Annotated in this window: 26 protein-coding genes; 23 read left to right on the top strand and 3 right to left on the bottom strand. The window is 62.7% G+C overall.

The window, feature by feature from the left end:
* Positions 1–21 precede the first annotated feature (21 nt).
* Positions 22–3375: a mechanosensitive channel MscK gene (gene mscK, locus N8H71_RS23030; RefSeq protein ID WP_262195794.1), complete on the top strand. Its 3354-nt coding sequence runs from the start codon at positions 22–24 to the stop codon at positions 3373–3375.
* A 48-nt stretch (positions 3376–3423) separates the two neighbouring features.
* Complete coding sequence (selO, locus tag N8H71_RS23025) at positions 3424–4887, top strand: protein adenylyltransferase SelO (RefSeq protein WP_262195793.1); 1464 nt, start codon at positions 3424–3426, stop codon at positions 4885–4887.
* A gap of 132 nt (positions 4888–5019) precedes the next feature.
* Here selO and N8H71_RS23020 read toward each other — a convergent pair whose 3' ends face one another.
* Entirely contained in the window at positions 5020–5421 is a 402-nt protein-coding gene (locus N8H71_RS23020; protein ID WP_039766491.1) for a helix-turn-helix domain-containing protein, read from the bottom strand.
* On the bottom strand, positions 5418–5714 hold the full coding sequence (locus N8H71_RS23015; RefSeq protein ID WP_007952335.1) for a type II toxin-antitoxin system HigB family toxin: 297 nt from the start codon (positions 5712–5714) through the stop codon (positions 5418–5420). Before N8H71_RS23015 ends, N8H71_RS23020 begins: the two co-directional genes overlap by 4 nt.
* A 195-nt stretch (positions 5715–5909) precedes the next feature.
* Between N8H71_RS23015 and trxC the strand changes: the two genes are divergently transcribed.
* Complete coding sequence (gene trxC / locus N8H71_RS23010; RefSeq protein WP_011332109.1) at positions 5910–6344, top strand: thioredoxin TrxC; 435 nt, start codon at positions 5910–5912, stop codon at positions 6342–6344.
* A gap of 130 nt (positions 6345–6474) precedes the next feature.
* Here trxC and N8H71_RS23005 read toward each other — a convergent pair whose 3' ends face one another.
* Complete coding sequence (locus N8H71_RS23005; protein WP_007952339.1) at positions 6475–7245, bottom strand: ParA family protein; 771 nt, start codon at positions 7243–7245, stop codon at positions 6475–6477.
* Between the two features lie 371 nt (positions 7246–7616).
* Here N8H71_RS23005 and N8H71_RS23000 point away from each other — a divergent pair, with 371 nt between their 5' ends.
* The 20 genes from N8H71_RS23000 to N8H71_RS22905 are packed head-to-tail and all read left to right on the top strand — an operon-like array spanning position 7617 to position 25705.
* Positions 7617–8342, top strand: a complete 726-nt coding sequence (locus N8H71_RS23000) for a beta-ketoacyl synthase chain length factor (protein WP_262195792.1) — start codon at positions 7617–7619, stop codon at positions 8340–8342.
* Positions 8318–9127: a lysophospholipid acyltransferase family protein gene (locus tag N8H71_RS22995; protein ID WP_262195791.1), complete on the top strand. Its 810-nt coding sequence runs from the start codon at positions 8318–8320 to the stop codon at positions 9125–9127. Before N8H71_RS23000 ends, N8H71_RS22995 begins: the two co-directional genes overlap by 25 nt.
* Entirely contained in the window at positions 9108–9368 is a 261-nt protein-coding gene (locus N8H71_RS22990) for a phosphopantetheine-binding protein (RefSeq protein WP_007952344.1), read from the top strand. The genes N8H71_RS22995 and N8H71_RS22990 overlap by 20 nt, the downstream gene beginning before the upstream one ends.
* Before the next feature lie 9 nt (positions 9369–9377).
* Positions 9378–9632: an acyl carrier protein gene (locus N8H71_RS22985; protein WP_007947135.1), complete on the top strand. Its 255-nt coding sequence runs from the start codon at positions 9378–9380 to the stop codon at positions 9630–9632.
* Positions 9629–10174: a hypothetical protein gene (locus N8H71_RS22980; protein WP_262195790.1), complete on the top strand. Its 546-nt coding sequence runs from the start codon at positions 9629–9631 to the stop codon at positions 10172–10174. Before N8H71_RS22985 ends, N8H71_RS22980 begins: the two co-directional genes overlap by 4 nt.
* The gene (locus N8H71_RS22975) at positions 10171–11850 is read left to right on the top strand and encodes an acyl-CoA synthetase family protein (protein WP_262195789.1); all 1680 of its coding nucleotides are present in this window, start codon (positions 10171–10173) and stop codon (positions 11848–11850) included. The genes N8H71_RS22980 and N8H71_RS22975 overlap by 4 nt, the downstream gene beginning before the upstream one ends.
* A complete protein-coding gene (locus tag N8H71_RS22970; RefSeq protein WP_262195788.1) occupies positions 11843–12577 on the top strand; it encodes a glycosyltransferase family 2 protein in 735 nt (244 codons plus the stop codon). Before N8H71_RS22975 ends, N8H71_RS22970 begins: the two co-directional genes overlap by 8 nt.
* Positions 12574–13521 carry a glycosyl transferase gene (locus tag N8H71_RS22965; protein WP_039766474.1) on the top strand — a complete coding sequence of 316 codons (948 nt, stop codon included), beginning with the start codon at positions 12574–12576 and terminating at the stop codon, positions 13519–13521. Before N8H71_RS22970 ends, N8H71_RS22965 begins: the two co-directional genes overlap by 4 nt.
* Entirely contained in the window at positions 13502–15046 is a 1545-nt protein-coding gene (locus N8H71_RS22960) for an HAL/PAL/TAL family ammonia-lyase (RefSeq protein WP_262195787.1), read from the top strand. The genes N8H71_RS22965 and N8H71_RS22960 overlap by 20 nt, the downstream gene beginning before the upstream one ends.
* Positions 15039–15464, top strand: a complete 426-nt coding sequence (locus tag N8H71_RS22955) for an acyl-CoA thioesterase (RefSeq protein WP_085648031.1) — start codon at positions 15039–15041, stop codon at positions 15462–15464. The genes N8H71_RS22960 and N8H71_RS22955 overlap by 8 nt, the downstream gene beginning before the upstream one ends.
* Positions 15461–16063: an outer membrane lipoprotein carrier protein LolA gene (locus tag N8H71_RS22950; protein ID WP_262195786.1), complete on the top strand. Its 603-nt coding sequence runs from the start codon at positions 15461–15463 to the stop codon at positions 16061–16063. Before N8H71_RS22955 ends, N8H71_RS22950 begins: the two co-directional genes overlap by 4 nt.
* Complete coding sequence (locus tag N8H71_RS22945) at positions 16047–18386, top strand: MMPL family transporter (protein ID WP_262195785.1); 2340 nt, start codon at positions 16047–16049, stop codon at positions 18384–18386. Before N8H71_RS22950 ends, N8H71_RS22945 begins: the two co-directional genes overlap by 17 nt.
* Complete coding sequence (locus N8H71_RS22940; RefSeq protein WP_262195784.1) at positions 18383–19543, top strand: sodium:proton antiporter; 1161 nt, start codon at positions 18383–18385, stop codon at positions 19541–19543. The genes N8H71_RS22945 and N8H71_RS22940 overlap by 4 nt, the downstream gene beginning before the upstream one ends.
* Positions 19530–20777 (top strand): NAD(P)/FAD-dependent oxidoreductase, encoded by a 1248-nt coding sequence (locus N8H71_RS22935; protein ID WP_262195783.1) that lies wholly within the window; start codon positions 19530–19532, stop codon positions 20775–20777. The genes N8H71_RS22940 and N8H71_RS22935 overlap by 14 nt, the downstream gene beginning before the upstream one ends.
* The gene (locus N8H71_RS22930; protein ID WP_262195782.1) at positions 20774–21499 is read left to right on the top strand and encodes a class I SAM-dependent methyltransferase; all 726 of its coding nucleotides are present in this window, start codon (positions 20774–20776) and stop codon (positions 21497–21499) included. The genes N8H71_RS22935 and N8H71_RS22930 overlap by 4 nt, the downstream gene beginning before the upstream one ends.
* Positions 21499–22095 carry a DUF3261 domain-containing protein gene (locus N8H71_RS22925; RefSeq protein ID WP_262195781.1) on the top strand — a complete coding sequence of 199 codons (597 nt, stop codon included), beginning with the start codon at positions 21499–21501 and terminating at the stop codon, positions 22093–22095. Before N8H71_RS22930 ends, N8H71_RS22925 begins: the two co-directional genes overlap by 1 nt.
* The gene (locus N8H71_RS22920) at positions 22092–23288 is read left to right on the top strand and encodes a beta-ketoacyl-[acyl-carrier-protein] synthase family protein (protein ID WP_262195780.1); all 1197 of its coding nucleotides are present in this window, start codon (positions 22092–22094) and stop codon (positions 23286–23288) included. The genes N8H71_RS22925 and N8H71_RS22920 overlap by 4 nt, the downstream gene beginning before the upstream one ends.
* Positions 23285–23749, top strand: a complete 465-nt coding sequence (locus N8H71_RS22915; protein ID WP_262195779.1) for a hotdog family protein — start codon at positions 23285–23287, stop codon at positions 23747–23749. Before N8H71_RS22920 ends, N8H71_RS22915 begins: the two co-directional genes overlap by 4 nt.
* Positions 23742–24470, top strand: coding sequence for a 3-ketoacyl-ACP reductase FabG2 (locus N8H71_RS22910; RefSeq protein WP_262195778.1), 729 nt, complete (start codon positions 23742–23744; stop codon positions 24468–24470). Before N8H71_RS22915 ends, N8H71_RS22910 begins: the two co-directional genes overlap by 8 nt.
* The gene (locus N8H71_RS22905) at positions 24470–25705 is read left to right on the top strand and encodes a beta-ketoacyl-ACP synthase (protein WP_085685425.1); all 1236 of its coding nucleotides are present in this window, start codon (positions 24470–24472) and stop codon (positions 25703–25705) included. The genes N8H71_RS22910 and N8H71_RS22905 overlap by 1 nt, the downstream gene beginning before the upstream one ends.
* The last annotated feature ends 7 nt before the right edge of the window (positions 25706–25712 follow it).

The raw sequence follows: 25712 nt of genomic DNA, 5'->3' as shown, positions 1-25712 counted from the left end.
CAACTTGCTTGACCGGTCTCTATGCCTACCCTGCGCTCCTTTTTCGTCGCGGCCCTGCTGGGCCTGAGTCTTACTGTCGGCCCGCTGCAAGCCGCCGAACCGCCGTCCAGCGAAGCCGTGCAGGCCAGTCTGGACAAAATCGCCGACAGCAAACTGCCCGACGCCGATAAAAAGACCCTGCAAACTGTCCTGCAGAACACGCTGACCCAGCTGAACAACCGCAGGGACTACGAGCAGAAGCTCAGCGACCTCAAGCAGCAACTGGCCACTGCGCCGAAACAGACCATCGAGAATGCACGCGAACTGACTCGCCTCAAGGCCAGCGCCGTGGTGCCGGTGGCGCAGCGCTTCCCCAAGGAAAACATCCAGCAGCTGGAGCAGATGCTCACCGAGCGCTCGACCCAGCAAAGCGATCTGCAAAAAGCCCTGGCCGAGGCCAACAGCCTGATCATCACCGCCCAGACCCGTCCCGAGCGCGCCCAAGCAGAAATCGCCAGCAGCCAGACACGCATCCAGCAGATCAACAACATCCTCAAGACCGGCAAGGACGCCGGCAAGACTCTTAGCGCCGAGCAACGCGACCAGATCAACGCCGAGCTGGCAGCCTTGAACGCGCTGATTCCGCTGCGGCGTCAGGAGCTGGCCGGCAACAACCAGTTGCAGGATCTGGGCAACAGCCAGCATGACCTGCTTTCGGAGAAGTCCGACCGTCTGGACCGCGAAATTCAGGAACTGCAAACCCTGATAAACCAGAAACGTCTGGCGCTGTCTCAGGAAACCGTGACCCAGCAATCGATCGAAGCGCAGAAGTCTGGCGGCAGCACTCTGCTCGCCACCGAAAGCGCGGCCAACCTCAAACTCTCCGATTACCTGCTCAAAAGCACCGACCGCCTCAACGAACTCACCCAGCAGAACCTGCAGACCAAACAGCAACTGGACAGTCTGACCCAGAGCGATTTGGCCCTCGACGAGCAGATCAACGTGCTCAAGGGCAGTTTGCTGCTGTCGAAAATCCTCTATAAACAGAAACAGGCCTTGCCGCGACTCAAGGTCGACCGTGATCTGGCAGATCAGATCGCCGATATCCGCCTGTACCAGTTCGAAGTGAGCCAGCAGCGTGAACTGCTGAGCAACCCGACGACTTACGTCGACAACCTGTTGTCGACCCAGCCACCGGAACAGGTCACGCCGCAGCTTCGCAAGAACCTGCTGGAACTGGCCAACACCCGCACCGACCTGCTGGAGCGTCTGAATCGCGAACTGAGCGCGATGCTCAACGAGTCGATCACCCTGCAACTGAACCAGAAGCAACTGCTGAGCACCGCGCAAAGCCTGCGCGCGACCCTCGACGAGCAGATGTTCTGGATTCCCAGCAACAAGCCGCTGGACACCGAATGGATGCGCGGCGTGCCGGAGCGCCTCAAGCGTCAGATTGACACTTTGCCGCTGGCCTCGAGCTTCAGCGAACTGACCGATGGTCTGACCCAGCGACCGCTGTTGTTCCTGCCGCTGGCGCTGCTGATCGGCGCGCTGCTGTGGCGACGCAAGCAACTGTATTCGCGTCTGAACAAGGTTCACCAGGACATCGGTCACTTCAAGCGCGACAGCCAGTGGCACACGCCGCAGGCAATCCTGATCAATATCCTCTTGGCGATGCCGGTGGCGCTGGGCCTGGCCCTGTGCGGTCTGGCGTTACAGATCGACGCTCGCGGGCAGAACGCCAACATGGGCGCGGCGCTGCTGCAAATGGCCCAGGCGTGGCTGGTGTTCTACACCGCTTACCGGATCCTCGCGCCGGGCGGCGTGGCTGAACTGCACTTTCGCTGGGAGAAGCCGCAGGTCGAATTCCTTCAGGGCTGGGTGCGTCGCCTCGGACTGGTGGTCATGGCGCTGGTGGCCGTGGTAGCGGTTGCCGAGCTGCAACCGGCGGCGCTGGCCGACGACGTGATCGGCATGCCGGTGGTGCTGACCTGCTACGCACTGATGGCGTGGCTGCTCAGCCGCCTGCTGATCAGCAGCCCGACCCACGAAAACGCCTCGCTGTTCCGCAAGGCCGTAGGTGTGATGTTCACCCTGCTGCCTATCGCGCTGTTTGTCGCCGTGTGCTTCGGTTACTACTACACAGCGCTGAAACTCAGTGACCGCCTGATCAACACCCTGTACCTGCTGATGTTCTGGCTGGTGATCGAAGCCACCTTCGTCCGTGGCCTCGCGGTTGCAGCACGTCGCCTGGCTTACCAGCGCGCCCTGGCCAAACGTCAGGCCGCGAAGGAGGCCGGCGACGGCGAAGCTGTCATCGAAGAACCGACCCTGGACATCGAAAAGGTCAACGAACAGTCCCTGCGCCTGATCCGTCTGGCACTGCTCGGCGGTTTCATCGCCGCGCTGTACTGGGTCTGGGCGGACCTGATCACGGTGTTCTCGTACCTCGACAACATCACGCTCTACGAATACACCAGCGGTACTGGCGCCAACATGAGCATGGTGCCGATCAGCATCGGCGACATGCTCGGCGCGCTGATCATCATCGGCATTACCTTTGCGCTCGCCCGCAACTTGCCGGGCCTGCTTGAAGTGTTCGTGTTGTCGAAACTCAATCTGGCCCAGGGCAGTGCCTACGCGACCACGACGCTGCTGTCGTACGTGATCGCCGGGGTCGGTTTCGTCTCGACCCTGTCGACCCTCGGCGTGAGCTGGGACAAGTTGCAATGGCTGGTGGCGGCGCTGTCGGTCGGCCTCGGCTTCGGTATGCAGGAGATCTTCGCGAACTTCATCTCCGGCATCATGATCCTGTTCGAGCGCCCGGTGCGGATCGGCGACACCATCACCATCGGCAACCTGTCCGGTACGGTGAGCAAGATCCGCATCCGCGCCACGACCATCACCGACTTCGACCGCAAGGACATCATTGTCCCGAACAAGACGTTCATCACCGGGCAACTGATCAACTGGTCGCTGACCGACACCATCACCCGGGTGACTCTGAAACTGGGCGTCGATTACGGCTCCGACCTGGATCTGGTCAAGGAGCTGCTGCTCAAGGCCGCCCGGGAAAACCCGCGCGTGCTCAAGGAACCCGAGCCGCACGTGTACTTCCTCAACTTCGGCGAAAGCACCCTCGATCACGAATTGCGCATGCATGTGCGTGATCTCGGCGACCGCAACCCAGTGCTCGACGAGGTCAACCGCTTCATCAACCGCGAGTTCAAGAAGCAGCACATCAACATCTCGTTCCGCCAGATGGAGGTTTACCTGAAGAACCTCCACGGTCAGGAATACAAGATGGTGCCGATCGAGCCGGAAACCAAAACCATCGTGCCGGTCAGCGACGACCAGAAACCGTTGCAGGAACCGCCGCCGTCCAAGCTCGACTAACCCGGCCATTCCCAGCAGAATGCTCGGACATTCTGCTGGAGCCGGCCCTTGAAAGCCCTCGACGAACTGACCTTCGACAACCGCTTCGCCCGCCTGGGCGATGCGTTCTCGGCCCATGTGCTGCCCGAACCGATCGACAATCCGCGGCTGGTGGTGACCAGCCCCGCGGCCCTGGCGCTGCTGGATCTCGACCCAGCGGTGGCCGACACTCAGGAATTCGCTGAACTGTTCGGCGGCCACAAGTTGTGGGCCGATGCCGAGCCACGGGCGATGGTCTATTCCGGGCATCAGTTCGGCGGCTACACCCCGCAACTGGGCGATGGTCGCGGGTTGTTGCTGGGCGAGGTCTACAACGCGGCCGGCGAGCACTGGGACTTACATCTGAAGGGCGCCGGGCAGACGCCGTTTTCGCGTATGGGCGATGGTCGCGCGGTGCTGCGTTCATCGATCCGCGAGTTTCTCGCATCCGAAGCGCTGCATGCGCTGAACATCCCGTCTTCACGCGCCGCCTGCGTGATCGGCTCCGACACCCCGGTGTGGCGTGAGAAACAGGAACGCGCCGCGATGGTGCTGCGCCTGGCGCCGAGCCACATCCGTTTCGGCCATTTCGAATATTTCTATTACACCAAGCGTCCCGAACAGCAGAAGCAGCTCGGCGAACACGTGTTGGCGATGCACTACCCCGAGTGCCTAGAACAGCCGGAACCGTATCTGGCGATGTTCCGCGAAATCGTCGAGCGCAACGCCGAACTGATCGCCAAGTGGCAGGCCTACGGTTTCTGCCACGGGGTGATGAACACCGACAACATGTCGATCCTCGGCATCACCTTCGACTTCGGCCCGTTCGCCTTCCTCGACGACTTCGACGCGAACTTCATCTGCAATCACTCCGATGATCAGGGCCGCTACTCGTTCAGCAATCAGGTGCCGGTCGGCCAATGGAACCTCAGCGCCTTGGCCCAGGCACTGACGCCGTTCATCAGCGTCGAAGCCCTGCGCGAAACCCTCGGCCTGTACCTGCCGCTGTTCCAGGCGCATTACCTCGACCTGATGCGCCGCCGCTTCGGCTTCACCACCGCCGAGGACGATGACCAGGCGTTGCTCGAAAGCCTGCTGCAACTGATGCAGAACAGCGGCGTCGACTACACGCTGTTCTTCCGGCGTCTGGGCGAAGAGTCAGCCGAACAGGCCGTCACTCGCCTGCGCGATGACTTCGTCGATATCAAGGGTTTCGATGCCTGGGGCGAGCGCTATGTCGCCCGGGTTGCGCGCGATGGCGCGACCGATCAGGAACAGCGCCGTGCGCGGATGCATGCGGTGAATCCGCTGTACATCCTGCGCAACTACCTGGCGCAGAAGGCGATTGATGCGGCGGAACAGGGCGACTACTCCGAGGTGCGGCGGCTGCATGCGGTGCTGAGCAATCCATTCGAGGAACAACCTGGAATGGAGAGTTACGCGGAACGGCCGCCGGAGTGGGGCAAGCATTTGGAGATCAGTTGTTCCTCATGATGCGCACGGTCTCCTGTCTCGGAGCCGTGCACCCTCGTGTCAGGCAACCTGCTAGATGACAGCGCCGGCTGAAAAAGCCGCGCGACATGCTCAGAGTGCAAATGCCACGACTCTGGACACACTGGTTTGCTTTCAGATAAACACGTCAACAGGTAGCTTGAAGTGCTCGGCCAGCCAGCGGACCTGCCGCAGATTCAACTGGCGCTTTCCACTGAGGATTTCCGAAACAACAGACTGAGTGCCCACACCCGGCAAATCGCTCTGGGTCAAACCATGCTCACGCATCAAATACCCCAGCACTTCAAAACCGGGCGGTTTAGGCGTCGGGTGATGCACGCGATCCCATTCTTCAATCCAGTCACCGATGATATCCACCAGACTCATTAAAGGATGAGACTCATCATCGCCCGTCATTTCGAGCAGCTCGTCAAGGGCTTGAACGAGCCTGTCGTAGTCGTCTTCGCTTTTCGGCTTGCGCAGCAAAGGCGAAACGAACTCCCAGTGCTCAGCGGCTTTTTTGATCAGAACACTCATGCCTTAGCCTCCTTCCATTTACCGCGGTCATATTCGCGATGATCCAACACATGTCTGATGTACAACTTTTGAGGTCGATATCTGACATAAGCGATCAACCTGAGCTTGTTACCGCCAATATCGAAAACGTGAAAATCACCCACTTTGTCGACAGCTGGAAACAAGGCCTTCAGCGCCGCAAAATCTGGCGATTTGCTCCCTTTCGCCACTTCCAGCCAGTGGTCCAGTGCTGTAGCTGCGTTAGGCCATTTGGCCTTCGCTTCTCGTATTCGTTTTCCGGTGATGACATGCATGCAACATCCTTATCGCATTCTGCTATGGGGAGTTAATCACAGATCAAAATTATCGCAAGTTGAGATATGACCGAGCAGACCAACGGGTCTCGACCGGTCCATCTCAGCCTAGGCTCACAGCCAAACACTGCACGATTGAAAATATGAGCAAACGTCTCCAACTAGGAGATATCAGCTATCCACTGGATCCCGATCATGACCGACCCACTCCTCATCCCCTGCCCCTCCTGCAACGGCCTCAACCGCATTCCCGCCGAGCGCCTCAACGATCACCCGAAGTGCGGACGCTGCAAGTCCGAGGTGCTGTTGAACAAGCCGTTTGAACTCAAGCAGGGCGATTACGCCAGTCAGATCAAGGGCGATCTGCCGTTGCTGGTGGACGTGTGGGCGGACTGGTGCGGGCCGTGCAAGTCGTTTGCGCCGGTGTTCGAGCAGGCGGCCGCGCAGCTGGCGGGCAAATGCCGGCTGGCCAAGCTGGACAGCGAGGCCAATCAGCAGTTGTCGGCGCAGTTGGGGATTCGTTCGATTCCAAGCCTGATTCTGTTGCGCAACGGCCGGGAAGTGGCCCGTCAGAGCGGGGCCTTCCCGTTGCCGCAGTTGATGGCCTGGCTGCGCAGCCAGGGCATCTGAGCGCAGCGCATATTGCCTGTGGGAGCGAGCCTGCTCGCGATGAAGGTTGCTCATTCAACAAATGTGCTGAATGAAAGACCGCTATCGCGAGCAGGCTCGCTCCCACAGTTCTTTGTGTTGGCTCCGACGGTCAGGCGTCTTCGAGCAGGTTATGCAGCTCGACGAACTGCTGGGTCAGCTTGTGCCGTGGGTCGAGGTGGATCAGCGGCGTGTTGGCCTGATGCGATTCGCGCATGCGCACTGAACTGGCGAGGTAGACCGGCAGTACCGGCAGGCCCTCGGCGATCAGTTCGTCGAGGATCTGCTGCGGCAGGCTGGCCCGGGCCTGGAACTGGTTGACCACAATGCCTTCGACTTCCAGGCCTTCGTTGTGGTCTTCCTTCAACTCGTCGATTTCGGCGATCAGGCCGTAGAGGGCCTGACGCGAGAAGCTGTCGCAGTCGAAGGGAATCAGTACCCGATCGGCGGCAATCAGGGCCGAGACCGCATAGAAATTCAGCGCCGGCGGCGTATCCAGATAGATCCGGTCGTAATCTTCCGACAACTCGTCGAGCAGCTTTCGCAGCTTGTTGATCTTGTGTTTGGCCTCGAGCTTGGGCTGCAGGTCGGCCAGTTCGGCGGTGGCGGTGATGATGTGCAGGTTGTCGAAGGGCGTTTCGTAGATATCTGCCTGATTCTTTTTCGAGAACGGCCCGGAAGACAGGGTCTGCTTGAAGAAGTCGGCAATGCCCATCGGAATGTCGTCACCCGTGAGCCCGGTCAGATACTGAGTGGAATTGGCCTGGGCATCGAGGTCCACCAACAGCGTGCGATAACCTTCGCTGGCGCTAACCGCCGCCAGATTGCAGGCAATGCTGGATTTGCCCACGCCACCTTTCTGATTGAACACCACGCGCCGCATGACAAAACCTCCGTGTATCAAAGAATGACCGAGTGTAGTGGTGCCCGGTGCCGGTTCGCTACCTCGATGGACACGGACTACAGCGTCTAACGCCAATATCCCAATGAATACGGCGCAGAAACACCCGTTGATCGCCGATTCACCCGACAGACAGACCTCCGACAATCTGGATAATGGCCAAGTGACATTTTTTTTGCCGCGTACCATTCGGTCCATTTCACTGCGCAAAATGTAACCAGCATTTGCTACACACTCATCGCACCGGGATAATGCGCGCCACCCGGCGTCAAGCGCCATGCCATTTCCGGCTAAATCAGCTCAGCGGCGACGTTGGCAAAACCGCGTCAAATCAGTCCGCAGGGGCGGGATAAATGTCCGTGATCAACTTCAACATCGCCCAATGGCGCGCCTGGGCTCCCGGGCTCGACAGTGTGGAAGCCTGGCAGGCCTGGAGCCGACAGCCGGTCGTGCTCGAAGGCAGCGATGCCGCACCCGATGTGTCGTTTCTGCCGGCCATGCAGCGCCGTCGTCTCAGTCGTCTGGCGCGGATGGCGTTCAGTGTCGGCTGGCCGCTGGCCGACGGTCGGGAAAATCTGCCGCTGGTGTTTGTCTCCCGGCACGGCGAAACCCCGCGCACCTTTGAAATCCTCAGCGATCTGGCCAACGAACAGCCGCTGTCGCCGACCCAGTTCAGCCTGTCGGTGCACAACGCGATCATCGGCCTGTGGTCGATCATGCGCGGCGAAACCAGCGAAATGACCGCGCTTGCTGCTGCCGGCGACGGCCTCGAACACGGCATGTTCGAAGCGGCTACTTTGCTCAGCGAAGGGGCTCCAGCGGTGCTGCTGGTGATCACCGAGGAACAACCGCCCGAAGCGTATTCGACGTGGATCGACGACGTACCGTTTCCCTACGCGGTCGGGCTGTTGCTCACCCCCGGTACCGACTGGCGGCTGACCCTGAACAGCGCCCCGCCAGCACTGTCCAAAGCGCAATGGCCCCACGCGCTGAATCTGCTGCGAACCCTGCTCGGTCAGCAACCCCATTGCCAACATGCCTGGAAGACTCGTCTATGGACCTGGCAACGCAACCCGTAATCGGAAAAAACCGCGACGCCTATTACTGGCGTCTGCTGGCCACCGCCACCAGCTTCGCCCTGTTCGGGCTCGGTGGCCTGTGCCTGCGCCTGCTGGTATTTCCATTGCTCGGCTGTCTGCCGGGCGATGCCAGGGCCCATCGCGAGCGGGCGCGCCAGACCGTCAGCCGGCTGTTCTGGTTTTTCGTCCGATTCATGGCCCGTACCGGCGTGCTGACCTACGACATTCAGGGCGCTGAACGTCTTGGCCGTCCGGGCCAAATGATCATTGCCAACCACCCGTCGCTGATCGACGTGGTGTTCCTGATCGGCCTGGTGCGCCGGGCCAACTGCGTGGTGAAGAAAAGCCTGTGGGAAAACCCTTTCACCCGTGGCCCGCTGCGCAGCACCGAATACATCAGCAACGACGGCAGCATGGACATGCTCGACGCTGCCGCCGCAGCGTTGCAGAACGGGCAGACCCTGATCATTTTCCCTGAAGGCACCCGCACCCAACCGGGTCAGGCACCGGCCTTCCATCGGGGCGCGGCGGCCATCGCCCTGCGGGGTGCGAAAATCCTCACCCCGGTGGTCATCAAGGTCAGTCCGACCACCCTGACCAAGGCCGAGCCCTGGTATCGCATTCCCAGTCGCCGCGTGCACTTCAGTTTTCGCGTCGGGGCCGATATAGACCCACAGACTTTCGCCGCGCAGGGGCCCGCGCCCCAGGCTTCGCGCAAGCTCAACGACTATTTGCACCAATTCTTTATCAAGGAGCTCGCCGAAGATGAGCGATCTAAACCGTGACATCAAAGAGCTGATCATCGACGCCCTGGGCCTCGAAGATATCAGCGCAGAGGACATCGGCGACGACCAGACGCTGTTCGGCGAAGGCCTGGGCCTGGATTCCGTCGACGCCCTGGAGCTGGGCCTGGCGATCCAGAAAAAGTACGGCATCAAGATCGACGCCGACGCCAAGGACACCCGCAACCATTTCTCCAACGTGGCGAGCCTTGCGGCGTTCGTCACGGCAAAACAGGCAGCTTGAGACCGGACCATGCAAACTCGTGACGACATCTTCAACACCCTGCGCGATGCCTTGGTCGAGCTGTTCGAACTGGATCCGGCCCGTGTGAGCCTGGAATCGAACCTGTATCAGGATCTGGAAATCGACAGCATCGACGCGGTCGACCTGATCGATCACATCAAGCGCCAGACCGGCAAGAAAATCGCCGCCGAGGAATTCAAGTCGGTGCGCACCGTCAGTGACGTGGTCGAGGCGGTCTACCGTCTGGTTCAACCGGCCGCATGAGCCGACTGATCGGCCTCGGCCTGCTGCTGGCAGGCCTGCTGTATCCCTTTGCGGTGTATTTCGGCATGGAGCATTTCGCGCCATGGCAGTTCGGCCTGCTGCTGGGCAGCCTGTGGCTGGCCCGCGCGCTGACCGGCGAACGCAAACCCGGCAGTTTGTGGATGGCCTGCGTGGCGATTGTGTTCTGCCTGCTGCTGGCGGTGTTCGACAGCCCATTGCTGTTGCGTTGGTACCCGGTGCTGATCAGCGGCTTCATGCTGGTGCTGTTCAGCCTGAGCCTGAAATACGGCCCGCCGATGGTCGAGCGTCTGGCGCGCCTGCGTGAACCGCAACTGCCGCCCAAGGCGATTCGTTACACCCGCCAGGTCACCGTGGCCTGGAGCGTGTTTTTCTTTTGCAACGGTTTGTGCGCCGCCCTGCTGACACTGTGGGCGCCGTTGAACTGGTGGATGTTGTACACCGGCCTGATCTCCTACGGATTGATCGGCCTGATGTTTGCCATTGAATGGCTGATACGACAACGGGTAAGAGGTCGCCCATGAACTGGATAAAACTTGAGCAGCTGTTGCTCAAGGATCTGCCGCAGCGCGCCGTCACCGTCGCGCCGGCACTCGATCATGCACAACTGTGTGAACAGGCCCTGAGCCTGGCCGCCGGTCTGCAAGCTAAAGGCGTACAGCGTCTGGCGGTGCATCTGGAAGATGCCGCCGACCTTGCCGTCGCCCTGCTCGGCGCCTGGCGCGCCGGTGTCAGCGTGTTGCTGCCTTCGGATCTGCAAGCGCAGACCCGCCAGCGCTGGTCGAACGACGTCGATCTGTGGCTGACCGATCAGGCTGGTGACGCTCGCCTGAGCGATCTGCTGCAGCCTCCCCTGCCCGCTGCCGAACTGGATCTCGACCAGTGCCGCCTGAGCCTGTGCACCTCCGGCTCCAGTGGCGAGCCCAAGCGCATCGACAAGTCCCTGCGGCAACTGGCCAACGAAGTCGAAGCCCTCGAACAACTGTGGGGCGCGGATCTCGGTGAGGCCTGCATTCTTGGCAGCGTCGCCACCCAACACATCTATGGCTTGCTGTTCCGCGTGCTGTGGCCGCTGTGCGCCGGGCGTCCGTTCCTGCGCAAGCAACTGGCCTTCCCGGAAGACCTGCAACGCGCCAGCCGCGAGCACCCGGCCTTTGCCTGGGTCGCCAGTCCGGCGCTGCTCAAACGCATGGGCGACAACCTCGACTGGCCAGCGCTGAGCGCTGTGCGCAGAGTGTTTTCATCTGGCGGCGCACTACCGGCAGATGCCGCCAAAAGCCTGTATCAACGTCTGGGACAATGGCCGACGGAAATCCTCGGCAGCTCGGAAACCGGCGGCATCGCCTGGCGTCAGGGCGAATCGCTGTGGCAGCCGTTTGCCGGTGTCGAGTTGAGCCAGGACAGCGACGGCGCCTTGTTGATCGCTTCGCCTTATCTGCCCGCCGGGCATGTCGAACACACCGCCGATGCGGCGCGCATTCAGGCCGATGGCCGCTTTGAATTGCTCGGGCGGCTCGACCGGATCGTCAAACTCGAAGAAAAACGTATCTCCCTGCCGATGCTTGAACAGGCGCTGGTAACCCACGACTGGGTCGCCGAAGCGCGTCTGGGCGTGGTGCAGGAAAACCGCGCGTCCCTCGGCGCGCTGCTGGTGCTCAGCGAATCCGGCCTGTTTGCCCTGCGCGAACACGGTCGGCGTAGCCTGACTGAAACCCTGCGCCGTCATCTCGGCGACCATTGCGAGGCCCTCGCCCTGCCTCGCCGCTGGCGTCTGCTGCGACAGTTGCCGCTGACCTCGCAGGGCAAGTTGCCTCAAGCCGACGTCGAAGCCTTGCTGCTGGCCCCACGGCCGAAGGCACCGGAGATTCTGGAACAGGCCGAAACCAAGGGCGAATGGAACCTGCAATTGAGCGTTCCGCCGGACCTGGCCTACTTCAGCGGCCACTTCCCCAAAGCCCCGGTGCTGCCGGGCGTGGTGCAGGTCGAATGGGCGCTGAACCTGGGTCGGCAACTGCTGAGCCTGCCCGGCGCGTTCGCCGGTATGGAAGTGCTGAAATTCCAGCAACTGGTGCGCCCCGGCGATGAAATCCAGCTGCACCTGCGCTTCGACCAGGAACGCGGCAAGTTGTATTTCACCTACCGCAACGACACGGCCACCTGCTCCAGCGGGCGGATTCTGCTGGGAGTTGGCGATGCATAACCCTTGCGCCGTCATCCCGGTCTACAACCACGAAACCGCCATCGGCACGGTGGTCGACGCCCTGCTCGCCGAGGATCTGCCATGCATTCTGGTGGATGATGCCAGCAGCAAATCCTGCGCCGCAGTGCTGGACGTGCTGGCCGAACGCGAGCGAGTTCATCTGGTGCGCCTCACCGCCAACCAGGGCAAGGGTGGCGCGGTGATGACCGGTCTGCGTGAAGCCGCCCGGCTGGGCTTCAGCCATGCCTTGCAGGTCGATGCCGACGGTCAGCACGACTTGCAGGATGTCGCGCGGTTCATCGAAGAATCCCGCGCGCACCCCGCATCGCTGGTCTGCGGTTATCCGCTGTACGACGCCAGCGTGCCCAAGGGCCGTTTGTATGCGCGTTACCTGACCCACGTGATGGTGTGGATCAACACCTTGTCGCTGCAGATTCGCGACTCGATGTGCGGCTTCCGCGTGTACCCGCTGGAACCGACACTGGGCGTGATCGACTCGGCGCGAATCGGCAAACGCATGGATTTCGACTCGGACATTCTGGTGCGCCTGGCGTGGCGCAATCAGCCGATGCGCTGGTTGCAGACCAGCGTGCATTACCCGCTGGACGGCGTGTCGCACTTTCGCCTGTTCCACGACAACGTGCTGATTTCTAGCATGCACACGCGCCTGTTCTTCGGCATGTTGCTGCGCCTGCCCGTGATCCTCTGGCGACGGTGGCGTCCATGACCGTCGAGACCGACAAGAAGCACTGGGCCGACCGCGAAGAGCGCGGCAGTTTCCTGCTGATGAAATTCACCGCGTTCGCTGCCAAAGTCCTTGGCCGACGCCTGCTGAGCCCGTTGCTGTACGGCATCGTTCTGTACTTTTTCCTGTTCGGCCGCACCGCCCGACGCAGTGCCTGGCAGTATCAGCAGCGCCTCGCCGACTGGAGCGGTCGCCACGAATTGCGTCCGACCCGGTGGCGGGTGTTCCGCCAGTTCATGGCATTCGCCGATTCATTGCTCGACAAGCTCGACGTGTGGAACGGCAAGCTGAAGATCGAGCAGATCGAAATCATCGACCCGGCGCTGCTGCGCAATCAGTTGCGCGGCAGTCGCGGGCAAATGCTGGTGGGCGCGCACCTGGGCAACCTCGAAGTGTGCCGGGCACTGGCGGAGCTGGGCGAAAAAGTCACCATGAACGTACTGGTGCACACCAAGCACGCCGAGCAATTCAATCGCCTGCTGGGCGAGGCCGGGGCGACCAACCTGCGACTGATCCAGGTCAGCGAGCTGGACCCGGTGATCATGCTGCAACTGCACGAGCGCCTGGAGCGCGGCGAGTGGCTGGCGATTGCCGGCGACCGCGTACCGCTGCATGGCGGGCGCAGTGTGACTGTGGACTTTCTCGGCCACCCGGCGCCATTCCCGCAAGGGCCGTGGCTGCTGGCCGGCCTGCTGAAATGCCCGGTCAACCTGCTGATGTGCCTCAAGCAACCTGACGGCCACTATCGTCTGACCCTCGAACCCTTCGCCGACGCCGTGGTGTGGTCACGCCGCGAGCGCGAACAGGTCATTCATCAGTGGGCCACCCGCTATGCGCAACGCCTGAGTCACTATTGCCTCGAAGCACCGTGCCAATGGTTCAACTTTTACCCATTCTGGAAAACCGATGACAACGCCAACTCTTGAGCCGGTCACCTTCGGCGAACGCCCTTTGCACATCGAAGACGTGCTGGCCCTGGCCAACCGTCAGGCTCCCGTGCAGTTGCAGAGCGACGCGCCTTATCGCGAACGCATCGCCAAGGGCGCGCGGTTCCTCGATTCGCTGCTGGACAAGGAAGGCGTGATCTACGGCGTGACCACCGGTTACGGCGATTCCTGCGTGGTCGCGGTGCCGTTGCATCACGTCGAGGCGCTGCCGCGTCATCTCTACACGTTCCATGGTTGCGGGCTGGGCAAACTGCTCGACGCCCAGGCCACCCGCGCGGTGCTGGCGGCGCGTTTGCAGTCGTTGTGCCACGGCGTGTCCGGGGTGCGCATCGAGTTGTTGGAGCGCCTGCATGCCTTCCTTGAACACGACATTTTGCCGCTGATCCCCGAAGAGGGCTCGGTGGGCGCCAGCGGCGATCTGACGCCGCTGTCCTACGTCGCCGCGACCCTGTCCGGCGAGCGTGAAGTGATGTTCCGTGGCGAGCGCCGCCAGGCAGCCGATGTGCACCGCGAACTGGGCTGGACACCGTTGGTGCTGCGCCCGAAAGAAGCACTGGCGCTGATGAACGGCACCGCCGTGATGACCGGCCTCGCCTGCCTGGCTTACGCCCGCGCCGATTACCTGCTGCAACTGGCCACCCGCATCACCGCGCTAAACGTAGTGGCGCTGCAAGGCAATCCGGAGCACTTTGACGAGCGCCTGTTCGCCGCCAAGCCGCATCCGGGTCAGATGCAGGTCGCCGCGTGGCTGCGCAAGGATCTGGCGATCGACGCGCCGACCGCGCCGCTGCATCGTCTGCAGGATCGCTATTCCCTGCGTTGCGCACCGCACGTGCTCGGCGTGCTGGCCGACAGCCTGAACTGGCTGCGCTCGTTCATCGAGACCGAGCTGAACAGCGCCAACGACAACCCGATCATCGACGCCGAAGCCGAACGCGTGCTGCACGGTGGGCACTTCTACGGCGGGCATATCGCGTTCGCCATGGACAGCCTGAAAAACCTCGTGGCCAACGTCGCCGACCTGCTCGACCGACAACTCGCGCTGCTGGTGGACGAGCGTTACAACCACGGTTTGCCGAGCAACCTGTCCGGCGCCAGCGCCGACCGCGCGATGCTCAACCACGGCTTCAAAGCCGTGCAGATCGGCGCCAGCGCCTGGACCGCCGAAGCCTTGAAAAACACCATGCCGGCCAGCGTGTTCTCGCGCTCCACCGAGTGCCACAACCAGGACAAGGTGAGCATGGGCACCATCGCCGCCCGCGACGCCATTCGTGTGCTGGAGCTGACCGAACAGGTCGCCGCCGCCACGTTGCTCGCCGCCAATCAGGGCGTGTGGCTGCGCAGCCGCGATGCAGACGCCCGTCCGCTACCGCCATCGCTGGCCGCCATGCATGAGCAACTGGCGCAAGACTTCCCGCCAGTGATCGAAGACCGCGCCCTGGAAGGCGAATTGCGCCTGTGCCTGCAACGCATCGCCGAGCAACACTGGAGGCTGCATGCGTAGTGCCGGAGTGCTTCACGCCGATACGGAAATCCTCGTGCCGTTCTTTGACGTCGACACCATGCACGTCGTCTGGCACGGCCATTACGTGAAATACCTGGAAGTGGCGCGCTGCGCACTGCTCGACAAGATCGGCCACAACTACAACCAGATGGTCGATTCTGGCTATGCCTGGCCGGTGATCGACCTGCAACTGCGCTACGTGCGTGGCGCGGTGTTCGGCCAGCGGCTGAACGTGCGCGCCAGTCTGGTGGAGTGGGAAAACCGCCTGAAGATTAACTACCTGATCACCGATGCCCAGACCGGCGAACGCCTGACCCGCGCCAGCTCGGTGCAGGTCGCCGTCGAAGTGAGCAGCCGCGAGATGCAACTGGCTTCGCCGAAAGTCTTCACCGATGCCGTGGAAAGGATGCTGCGATGAATGTGTTGTTGAAATCCCTTGGGGCCCTGGCGCTGCTGATGCTGTCGGCGCTGGCCAACGCCTTCGACCTGCAACAGTTGAGCGAACAACTGGCGAAACCGGATGTGATCCACGGCCAGTTCATCCAGGAAAAGCACCTGCGCGCCCTCCCCCAGCCGCTGATCAGCAAGGGCAGTTTTGTCCTCGCCAAAAACCACGGCCTGCTGTGGCTGCTGAAAACCCCGCTGCAGCAGGACTACCGCATCAGCGCCAAGGGCATCGCCCGTCGTGACGTCAGCGGTTGGCAACTGTTGCCCGGCAAGAGCGCCGGCGCCGAACAGAACCGCTTGTTCCTCGCCGTGCTGCAAGGCGACAGCAGCGGTTTGCAACGGGATTTCGAACTGGCCCTGAGCGGCGACGCGCAGAAATGGCAACTGACCTTGACCCCGCGCTCGGTGCTGCTCAAGCAGGTGTTCAATCAGATCAACATCAGCGGCGGCGCGTTGGTGAGCACCATCGAACTGCTGGAAACCCAGGGCGACAGCACCGTGCTGCGCATGCAGGACAGCACCGCCGGCCAACCTCTGAGCGACGCGGAGCAACATGACTTTGCCGAGTGAACGCAGGCTGCCCTGGCTGTTCCTGATCCTGCTGCTGTCCGTCGTGGCACTGGGCGCCTGGCAGTGGCGCGACGGCGCGCCGCTGTCGGCCAACCTGATGGAACTGGTGCCCGGTACCCACCCGGACGCCCTCGAACTGCGCGCCGAACAACGCATGCAGGAACCGCTCAACCGCGACATGCTGGTGCTGGTCGGCCATGCCGATCGCCAGCAAGCCGTCGCGATGGCCCAGACCCTGGGTGAGCAATGGCAGGCCAGCGGGCTGTTCGAAAAAGTCCAGTGGAATCTGCAAGCCGACCTGCCGGCCCTGCGCACGCAATTGCTGCAAGGGCGGCTGGCGATGCTCTCGGCGGATGACCGGCAACTGCTGACCGAACATCCCGACGCCTTCATCCAGCAACGGGTGCAGGCGCTGTTCGACCCGTTCACCGGATTCAGCCTGGTACCGAGCCAGGACGACTGGCTGGGCCTGACCGGGCGCATCCAGAACAGCCAGCCGCAACATGGCGCGGTGCAACTGGACATCGGCAGCGGCGCGTTGATCGCCGACGCCGACGGCAAAAGCTGGGTGCTGCTGCGCGCGCGCACCACCGGCAGCGCCTTCGACATGAATCAACCGCTGCAAGTCGCCGCCCTGTTGCAACACAGCCGTGAGCAAGCGGCGAGTGCCGACGTGCAATTGCTGGCCGCCAGCGGTCTGCTGTACGCCGCCAACGGCCAGCAACAGGCGACCCGGGAAATGACCTGGGTCGGCGGCGGCGCCACGGTCGGCATCCTGTTGCTGTTGCTGCTCGCTTTCCGCCGCTGGCGGGTGCTGCTGGCGTTCATTCCGGTGCTGGTCGGCATGCTGTTCGGTGCGGTGGCCTGTGTGGCGCTGTTCGGGCACATGCACGTGATGACCCTGGTGCTCGGTTCCAGCCTGATCGGCGTAGCGGTGGATTACCCGCTGCACTACCTGTCCAAGAGCTGGAGCCTCAAGCCATGGCACAGCTGGCCGGCGTTGCGTCTGACCCTGTCCGGGCTGACGTTGAGCCTGATCACCAGCGCCATCGGTTACCTGGCGCTGGCCTGGACACCTTTCCCGGCGCTGACCCAGATCGCGGTGTTCTCCGCCGCCGGTTTGCTCGGCGCCTACCTGTCGGCGGTGTGCCTGTTGCCGGCGTTGTTGAAAAATGTCGAACTGCGCCCGGCGCAATGGCCGCTGCAACTGGCCGAGCGTCTGGTGCGACTGCGGGAAAACCTGCTCGAACACGTCAGGACGCCGGTGTTGCTGGCGTTGCTTATCGCCTTCTGCGTCGGTGGCCTGCTGCAACTGGAGAGCAAGAACGACATTCGCCAATGGGTCGGCGCGCCGCAACGCCTGACCGATGAGGCGCAGACCATCGCGCGGATTACCGGCTATCAGCCGACCAGCCAGTTCTTCCTGGTGCGCGCTGCCGATCAGCAGCAATTGCTGGAGCGGCAAGCGGCCCTGAGCGAGCGGCTGGATCAACTGGTCAACCTCGACAAACTGCAGGGTTATCTGGCGCTCAATCAACTGGTCAGCCCGCCGGCTCAGCAACAACAGGTGCGTGAAGCGCTTAGCAAGTTGCCGCAGTTCTGGCAGCCATTGCTGGAGGTCGGCGTGCCGCTGGCGGCGCTGCAAACCGAACTGCAACAGTTGCAGACCCTGCCCGCCGAAGACATCGATGCAGCGCTGGCCGGCCCGCTCGGTGAGCCCTACCGCACGTTGTGGCTCGGGCCAACCGAGGACGGCGTGGCGGCAATGGTCAGCCTGCAAGGCCTGAACAATCCGTCGCTGTTGCGGGTGCAGGCACTGGACCTGCCCGGCGTGATGCTGGTGGATCGGCTCGGTGATCTGAACAAGGTGTTCGCCCAGACCCAGATCAGCGCCGCTGAACTGAAACTCGCGTCCTGCGTGTTGATCGTGCTGGTGCTGATGCTGCCGTTCGGTCTCGGCGTTGCTCTGCGGATCGTTGCCCTGCCACTGCTTGCTGCGCTGTGCAGCTTGGCCAGCCTGGGCTGGCTCGGGCAACCGCTGACCCTGTTCAGCCTGTTCGGCCTGCTGCTGGTGACGGCAATCAGCGTCGACTACGCGATCCTCATGCGCGAGCAGGTTGGCGGCGCGGCCGTCAGCCTGCTCGGCACCTTGCTGGCGGCCGCCACCACCTGGCTGTCGTTCGGCCTGCTGGCGGTGTCGAGCACGCCGGCAGTGAGCAACTTCGGCCTGTCGGTGAGCCTCGGTCTGGCGTTCAGCTTCATGCTCGCGCCGTGGGCCGGGCGTCAGGCCCACGCGGTTGCCGTCACGGAGCCTTCAGCATGATGGTGGTGATTTTCTGGTTGATGGCCCTGGCGCTGTTCTTCGTCGCCACCCGGGTCGGCCGGCATTTCGGGCTGATCCCGATCGTCAGTCAATTGCTGCTGGCCAGCTTCGGCCTGCCGCTGCTGATGTACTTCTGGATCGAGCCGGGCTGGCAACTCAACGGCGCCGAACTGATCGCGCCGGGCTGGCTGAAAAACCTCTACAGCCTGAGCTTCGCCCTGCTGCTGGGGCACATCCTCAGCGACGTGATCGACCTGCGCCTGGACCGTCAGAGCGTGAAGATCGCCCTGCCGAGTTTCGCCGTGCCGTTCACCTGCGGCCTGGCGACGGCGTACTGGCTGTTGCCGACGCAGCCGTGGATCAACTCGCTGGCCATTGGTCTGGTGTTCGCCATCACCGCGATCCCGGTGTTGTACCTGTACCTGCGCCACATCGACTACCCGCCCGCCGCCACCCGGCGTCTGGTGCAGACCGCAATCCTGATCGACCTGACCAGCTGGACCCTTTTCGGCCTCGCTCAGGGCAGCCTGCACCTGAGCAGTCTGTTGCTGCCGCTGGGGATGGCCTGCGTGCCGGTGCTGCTGCGGGTGTTCGGCATACGCCGTCCATTGACCTACAGCCTTGGGTTTTTTGCGCTGTTGGTGCTGGCCGAACACTACAAACTCAACGCACTGATTTTCGGCATCGGTTATCTGCTGTGCATGGCAGCGCTCAAGGTGCCACTGGTGTTGCCGCTGCCGGCGCACTGGATGAACCGCTTGCAGACGTGGTTCGCAATTCCGCTGATCCTCACTTTCGGTATCGTCCAGATCGACGTGCACAGCGCCCTCGCCAGCCTCGGCGCCGTGCAATGGGTGGCGCTGCTGCTGTTGCCGGTCGCCAGCAAAATCGTGGGCAACTGGCTCGGCCTCGGTTGGGCCGGTGCGTCGTTCGCAGGCGCCAGCCGCTGGCGCGAAAGTGTGCTGCTGAATATTCGTGGCCTGAGCGAAATCGTTTTTCTCAACTTGCTGTTGCAACAACAGCTCATCAGCCCGGCGCTGTACTTTGCGCTGATGCTGATGGGTCTGATCGCGACGCTGTTGCCGGCCTTCATCGGCCTGCACCGGGCGTCACTGAACCCTATTGCCGTACCTAGGAGCTCGCGTGCCAATCGTTGAAATGGAATCCCGTCAGGTCGTGATCATCGGCGCCGGCCCCTCCGGCGCCATTGCCGCCGCACTGCTCAAGTGCAAGGGACACGACGTACTGGTGATCGAGCGCCAGCATTTCCCGAGGTTCTCCATCGGCGAAAGCCTGCTCTGCCATTGCCTGGACTTCGTCGAAGAAGCCGGCATGCTCGAGGCGGTAAATGCCGCCGGTTTTCAGCGCAAGAACGGTGCGGCGTTCGCCTGGGGCGAACGCTACAGCGCCTTCGATTTTGGTGACACCTTCACTGCCGGCAAGCCCACGACCCTGCAGGTGCAACGCGCCGACTTCGACAAATTGCTGGCCGATCAGGCTGCGTTGCAGGGTGCGGAAATCCGCTACGGCGACGCGATTGTCAGCGCCGATTTCGAACGTCCGCGACCGCAGCTGAATGTGCGCCGCGAAGACGGCAGCGAGTACCGCGTCGAAGCCGACTTTGTCCTCGATGCCAGCGGTTACGGCCGCGTGTTGTCACGTTTGCTCGACCTGGAAGCACCATCGAATTTCCCGGTTCGCCAGGCCATCTTCACCCACGTTGAAGACCATATCGATCACCCCGGTTTCGACCGCGAGAAGATCCTCATCACCACCCACCCGCAGCACCGCGATATCTGGTTCTGGTCGATCCCGTTCAGCAACGGGCGCTGCTCGGTGGGCGTGGTGGCTGCTGCTGAACATTTCGCAGGTCGTGATGCCGACCTCGACGCCTGCCTGCGCGGTTTCATCGCCGAAACCCCGAGCCTGGCCAAGGTGCTGAACAACGCCGTGTGGGACACCCCGGCGCGCACTCTCGGCGGCTATGCGGCGAACGTCAAAACCTTGCACGGACCGGGCTTCGCGCTGTTGGGCAACGCGGCGGAATTTCTCGACCCGGTGTTTTCCTCGGGCGTGACCATTGCCATGCGTTCGGCGAGCATGGCCGCCGCTGTGCTGCATCGACAATTGCAGGGCGAAACGGTGGACTGGCAAAGCGAATTCGCCGAGCCGCTGAAACGCGGGGTCGACACCTTCCGCTGCTACGTCGAAGGCTGGTACGCCGGCACCTTCCAGGATGTGATTTTCCACGAGCAAGGCTCGCCGGAAATCCGCCGCATGATCTGCTCGATCCTCGCCGGTTACGCCTGGGACGAACGCAACCCGTTCGTCAGTGAAGCGCGCCGTCGGCTGAAGACGATCTCCGAACTCTGTGCAAGGGACGACACATGAATTACCTGAGCGACAACTACGTCGAGGAAACCCGCTTCGGCTTCTGGTTCCTGCGCAGCCACACCTGGCAGCACCATGTGCTGCGCGTGGCGATCAACGATCTGCGCAGGCTGTTCAGCGAATCGTTGCCGGCCAGTCCGGTGCTGCTGGATGCCGGTTGCGGTCAGGGCAAGTCGTTCGGCCACTTGCGCCAGACTTTCGCGCCACAGCGCCTGATCGGCGTCGATGCCGACCCGCGCAGCCTTGAATTGAGCGCCGCCGAGGCCGCGCGCCAAGGCTTCGACGTCGAGCTGATCGGCAGCGACTGCGCGACACTCAATCTTCCGGACGCCAGCGTCGACCTGCTGTTCTGTCACCAGACGTTCCATCATCTGGTGGAGCAGGAAAAAGCCCTCGCCGAGTTCTATCGGGTGCTCAAGCCGGGCGGTTATCTGCTGTTCGCCGAGTCCACCGAGGCTTACATTGATACGTGGGTGATTCGCTGGCTGTTCCGCCATCCGATGCACGTGCAAAAGAGCGCGGCGCAGTACCTGGAGATGATTCGCCAGCAGGGTTTCGAGTTCGGCGAACAGAACGTTTCATACCCTTACCTGTGGTGGAGCCGGTCGAAGGATTTCGGCCTGCTCGAACGTTTTGGATTGCACAAGCCAAAACCATTCGGCCAGCGGGAAGAAACCCTGGTCAACGTGGTGGCCCGCAAACCGCTGCAAGGTGATAACTGATGCCACACATCGCATGTGGGAGCGAGCTTGCTCGCGAAAACGGTATTTCAGACACCAGAAAGGTTGAATGTGAGATCGCATTCGCGAGCAAGCTCGCTCCCACAGTGTCCGATGTATGCCGGTTTTTTGTGCTCGGCGTTGTGCTGCTTTTGAGTGCCTGCGCCAGTCAGGCGCCGCTGCCGGCCGGCAACCCGAGCCTGCCGCTGCCGATGCAATTGCATATCGAGCGACACCTCGCCGGGCAGCAGCAAGACTGGTTGCTGGTGATCCAGCGCGAAGGGCCCGGCATCCGCTGGTCGATGATGGATCCGCTGGGCATACCCCAGGCCCGTCAGCAGTTGATCGACGGGCACTGGCAGGCCGACGGCCTGCTGCCGCCCAACCCGGAAGCCCGGGAGCTGTTCGCCGCGCTGCTGTTCGCCCTGACCCCGGCGGGCGAGCTGTCGCGCAACTACCCCGACGCGCAGCAACAGGGCGGCCAACGTTCCCTGCCAGCGCGCTGGGTTATCCGCTACACCCAACCCTTGAGCTTCGAATTGAACCTGCCACAAGGCCCGCACTATCGCGTAACGCCACTCGGTGAACCGACGTCATGACCGCCTACCTCAATGCCCTCGGCGTGATCTGCGCCCTGGGGCGCGACAAGCAAGCCGTGGCACGCAACCTGTTTGCCGGCGACTGCTCGGGCATGCGCCGCGAGTCCGGCTGGGTGCCGGAGCGCGAACTGCCGGTGGCCGCCGTGCACGGCGATCTGGCGCCCATTCCCGATGCATTGGCCGACCAGCGCAGCCGCAACAATCAACTGTTGCTGGAAGCCGCGTTGCAGATTCGCGATGACATCGAACAGGCGATCCAGATGTACGGGCGCGAGCGCATCGGCGTGGTACTGGGCACCAGCACTTCGGGCATCGACGAGGCCAGCCGTGGCCTGGCGCACTACATTCGCGACCACCAGTTCCCGGCCGATTACGACTATCGGCAACAGGAACTCGGCGCCCCGGCGAATTTCCTCGCCGACTGGCTGCAACTGAGCGGCCCGACCTATGTGATTTCCACCGCCTGCACCTCCAGCGCACGCGCGCTGATGAGCGCCCGACGCCTGCTCGATCTGGGCCTGTGCGACGCCGTGCTGTGCGGCGGTGTCGACAGCCTGTGCAAACTGACCCTCAACGGTTTCAGTGCGCTGGAAGCGGTGTCGGACGAGCGTTGCAATCCGTTTTCCGCCAACCGCAACGGCATCAACATCGGCGAAGCGGCGGTGCTGTTCGTGATGAGCAAAGAACGCGGCGCAGGGCCGGGCATTGCCCTGCTCGGCGCTGGCGCCAGCTCCGACGCGCACCATATTTCCGCACCGGAACCGAGCGGCCGTGGCGCGCTGCAATCGATGCAAAAAGCCCTCGATCAAGCCCACCTGCAAGCCGGCGACATCAACTACCTGAACCTGCACGGCACCGCGACCCAGCACAACGACGCCATGGAAAGCCTGGCCGTCGCCGCGCTGTTTGCTGAAGGCGTGCCGTGTTCCTCGACCAAACCGATGACCGGCCACACCCTCGGCGCCGCCGGCGCACTGGAAGCAGCGTTCTGCTGGTTGAGCCTGAGTGCCGACAACCCCGACCACGCCTTGCCGCCGCACGTCTGGGATGGCCAACCGGATCCTGACCTTCCACCGCTCAAGTGGGTGACCGCAAGCGAACGCTTGGCGTCCATTGCACCCCGCTACCTGATGAGCAACTCGTTTGCCTTCGGTGGCAATAACGTCAGCCTGATTATCGGAGACGCCCCATGACCCACTGGCCGCTCGCCGAACTGCTGCCCCACGCTGGCGACATGATCCTGATCGACCGGATCCTGAGCTTTGACGACGAACAGATCCACACCACCCTCACCGTCCGGCCCGGCGGCCTGTTCAGCCTGCCCGACGGCAGCCTGCCGGCCTGGGTCGGCGTCGAGTTGATGGCGCAAAGCGTCGCCGCGTTCGCCGGCTGCCATGCGCGGCAAAAGGGCAACCCAGTGGAGCTGGGCTTTCTGCTCGGCACACGCAAGTTCGAATGCAACGTTGCGGCCTTTCCGGTCGGCAGCGAACTGACCATCCATGGCCTGCGCTCGCTGGAAGACGACAACGGCATGGGTGTATTCGAATGCCACATCAACGCGCCCGGCATCGAGGCCAGCGCCCGGCTGAACGTGTTCCGCCCGCCCCATGCGGCGGACTATCTAGAGCAATCCAAGGAGACGAACGATGACTGAATCAATACTGGTCACCGGCTCCAGCCGTGGCATCGGCCGCGCCATTGCCTTGCGCCTGGCCAGCGCCGGCCACGATATCGTTCTGCATTGCCGCAGCGGCATGACGCAAGCCCAAGCAGTGAAAGCCGAAGTCGAAGCGCTCGGCCGCAACGCGCGCATCCTGCAATTCGACGTGGCGGATCGCGAAACCTGCAAAGCCATCCTCGAAGCCGACGTTGAAGCCCACGGCGCCTACTACGGCGTGGTGCTGAATGCCGGCCTGACCCGCGACGGCGCGTTTCCGGCCCTGAGCGACGATGACTGGGACGTGGTGCTGCGCACCAACCTCGACGGTTTCTACAACGTCCTGCACCCGGTGATGATGCCGATGATCCGCCGCCGCGCCGCTGGTCGCATCGTTTGTATCACCTCGGTTTCGGGGCTGATCGGCAACCGTGGCCAGGTCAATTACAGCGCGTCGAAAGCAGGCGTGATCGGCGCCGCGAAAGCCTTGGCGATCGAACTGGCCAAGCGCAAGATCACGGTCAACTGCGTCGCGCCGGGCCTGATCGACACGGCGATGCTGGATGAAAACGTGCCGGTGGAAGAACTGATGAAAATGATCCCCGCACAACGCATGGGCACGCCTGAAGAGGTGGCCGGTGCGGTGAATTTCCTGATGTCGGCGGAAGCGTCGTACATCACCCGCCAGGTGCTGGCGGTCAACGGAGGCTTGTGCTGATGAAGCGCGTCGTCGTCACCGGCATGGCCGGCATTACCTCGCTGGGCAGCGACTGGGACACCATCGCCGGCAATTTCGCCGCCAATCGTAGCGGCATCCGCCGGATGGACGAGTGGGATCGCTTCAGCGAGCTCAACACCCGTCTGGCCGGGCCCATCGATGATTTCCAGGTGCCGGCGCACTGGACCCGCAAACAGTTGCGCAGCATGGGCCGTGTTTCGCGGCTGGCTGTCGGCGCGGCGGAAAAAGCGCTGGCCGATGCCGGTCTGCTCGGCGACGAATCGATCAAGGACGGGCGCATGGGCGTGGCCTGCGGTTCATCCACCGGCAGCACCGACGAGATCAAAGCGTTCGGCAACATGCTGCTCAACTCGGTGGCCGAAGGCCTCAACGCCAACTCCTACGTGCGGATGATGCCGCACACCACGGCAGCGAACATCAGCATCTTCTTCGGCCTCACCGGCCGTTTGATCCCGACCTCCAGCGCCTGCACCAGCGGCAGCCAGGGCATCGGTTACGCCTACGAGGCGATCAAGTTCGGACGCCTGCCGCTGATGCTTGCCGGTGGCGCCGAAGAGCTGTGCCCGACCGAGGCCATGGTGTTCGATGCGCTGTACGCCACCAGCCTGAAAAATGATGCGCCGCACACCTCGCCACGCCCGTACGACAAGGGCCGCGACGGTCTGGTGATCGGTGAAGGCGGCGGCATGCTGGTGCTCGAAGAACTGGAACATGCCCTCGCGCGCGGTGCGCGCATTCACGCCGAAATCGTCGGTTTCGGCAGCAACGCCGACGGCCAGCACACCACCCGCCCCGAACAAGTCACCATGCGCCGGGCAATGGAACTGGCGCTGGAAGACGCAGGCCTTGCGCCGGACGTCATCGGCTACGTCAACGGCCACGGCACCGCCACCGAACAGGGCGATGTCGCTGAAACCCTGGCCACCAGTGCCCTGTTCGGCGAACGCATGCCGATCAGCTCGCAAAAGAGCTTCCTGGGCCACACCCTCGGCGCCTGCGGGGCGCTGGAATCGTGGTTCAGTATCGAGATGCTCAACCGCGACCTGTACGTGCACACGCTCAACCTCGACGAAGTCGATCCGCACTGCGGCAAGCTCGACTACCTGCGCGGCGAGTTCCGCCAGATGAGCCATGAATACGTGATGAACAACAACTTCGCTTTCGGCGGAGTCAACACCTCGCTGATTTTCCGTCGCTGGCCACAACCGAATTAATCCAGGT

It is taken from the genome of Pseudomonas koreensis, assembly GCF_025447595.1.
GTDB classification, from domain to species: domain Bacteria; phylum Pseudomonadota; class Gammaproteobacteria; order Pseudomonadales; family Pseudomonadaceae; genus Aquipseudomonas; species Aquipseudomonas koreensis_H.
Note: the sequence above shows the minus strand (reverse complement) of the source record. Positions and strands in the feature narration are given on the sequence as shown.

Coding starts and splice junctions, on each gene's coding strand:
- mscK (WP_262195794.1), top strand. CDS start 22: ATGCCTACCCTGCGCTCCTTTTTCGTCGCGGCCCTGCTGGGCCTGAGT.
- N8H71_RS23020 (WP_039766491.1), bottom strand. CDS start 5,421: ATGAGTGTTCTGATCAAAAAAGCCGCTGAGCACTGGGAGTTCGTTTCG.
- N8H71_RS23015 (WP_007952335.1), bottom strand. CDS start 5,714: ATGCATGTCATCACCGGAAAACGAATACGAGAAGCGAAGGCCAAATGG.
- trxC (WP_011332109.1), top strand. CDS start 5,910: ATGACCGACCCACTCCTCATCCCCTGCCCCTCCTGCAACGGCCTCAAC.
- N8H71_RS23005 (WP_007952339.1), bottom strand. CDS start 7,245: ATGCGGCGCGTGGTGTTCAATCAGAAAGGTGGCGTGGGCAAATCCAGC.
- N8H71_RS23000 (WP_262195792.1), top strand. CDS start 7,617: ATGTCCGTGATCAACTTCAACATCGCCCAATGGCGCGCCTGGGCTCCC.
- N8H71_RS22995 (WP_262195791.1), top strand. CDS start 8,318: ATGGACCTGGCAACGCAACCCGTAATCGGAAAAAACCGCGACGCCTAT.
- N8H71_RS22990 (WP_007952344.1), top strand. CDS start 9,108: ATGAGCGATCTAAACCGTGACATCAAAGAGCTGATCATCGACGCCCTG.
- N8H71_RS22985 (WP_007947135.1), top strand. CDS start 9,378: ATGCAAACTCGTGACGACATCTTCAACACCCTGCGCGATGCCTTGGTC.
- N8H71_RS22980 (WP_262195790.1), top strand. CDS start 9,629: ATGAGCCGACTGATCGGCCTCGGCCTGCTGCTGGCAGGCCTGCTGTAT.
- N8H71_RS22975 (WP_262195789.1), top strand. CDS start 10,171: ATGAACTGGATAAAACTTGAGCAGCTGTTGCTCAAGGATCTGCCGCAG.
- N8H71_RS22970 (WP_262195788.1), top strand. CDS start 11,843: ATGCATAACCCTTGCGCCGTCATCCCGGTCTACAACCACGAAACCGCC.
- N8H71_RS22965 (WP_039766474.1), top strand. CDS start 12,574: ATGACCGTCGAGACCGACAAGAAGCACTGGGCCGACCGCGAAGAGCGC.
- N8H71_RS22960 (WP_262195787.1), top strand. CDS start 13,502: ATGACAACGCCAACTCTTGAGCCGGTCACCTTCGGCGAACGCCCTTTG.
- N8H71_RS22955 (WP_085648031.1), top strand. CDS start 15,039: ATGCGTAGTGCCGGAGTGCTTCACGCCGATACGGAAATCCTCGTGCCG.
- N8H71_RS22950 (WP_262195786.1), top strand. CDS start 15,461: ATGAATGTGTTGTTGAAATCCCTTGGGGCCCTGGCGCTGCTGATGCTG.
- N8H71_RS22945 (WP_262195785.1), top strand. CDS start 16,047: ATGACTTTGCCGAGTGAACGCAGGCTGCCCTGGCTGTTCCTGATCCTG.
- N8H71_RS22940 (WP_262195784.1), top strand. CDS start 18,383: ATGATGGTGGTGATTTTCTGGTTGATGGCCCTGGCGCTGTTCTTCGTC.
- N8H71_RS22930 (WP_262195782.1), top strand. CDS start 20,774: ATGAATTACCTGAGCGACAACTACGTCGAGGAAACCCGCTTCGGCTTC.
- N8H71_RS22925 (WP_262195781.1), top strand. CDS start 21,499: ATGCCACACATCGCATGTGGGAGCGAGCTTGCTCGCGAAAACGGTATT.
- N8H71_RS22920 (WP_262195780.1), top strand. CDS start 22,092: ATGACCGCCTACCTCAATGCCCTCGGCGTGATCTGCGCCCTGGGGCGC.
- N8H71_RS22915 (WP_262195779.1), top strand. CDS start 23,285: ATGACCCACTGGCCGCTCGCCGAACTGCTGCCCCACGCTGGCGACATG.
- N8H71_RS22910 (WP_262195778.1), top strand. CDS start 23,742: ATGACTGAATCAATACTGGTCACCGGCTCCAGCCGTGGCATCGGCCGC.
- N8H71_RS22905 (WP_085685425.1), top strand. CDS start 24,470: ATGAAGCGCGTCGTCGTCACCGGCATGGCCGGCATTACCTCGCTGGGC.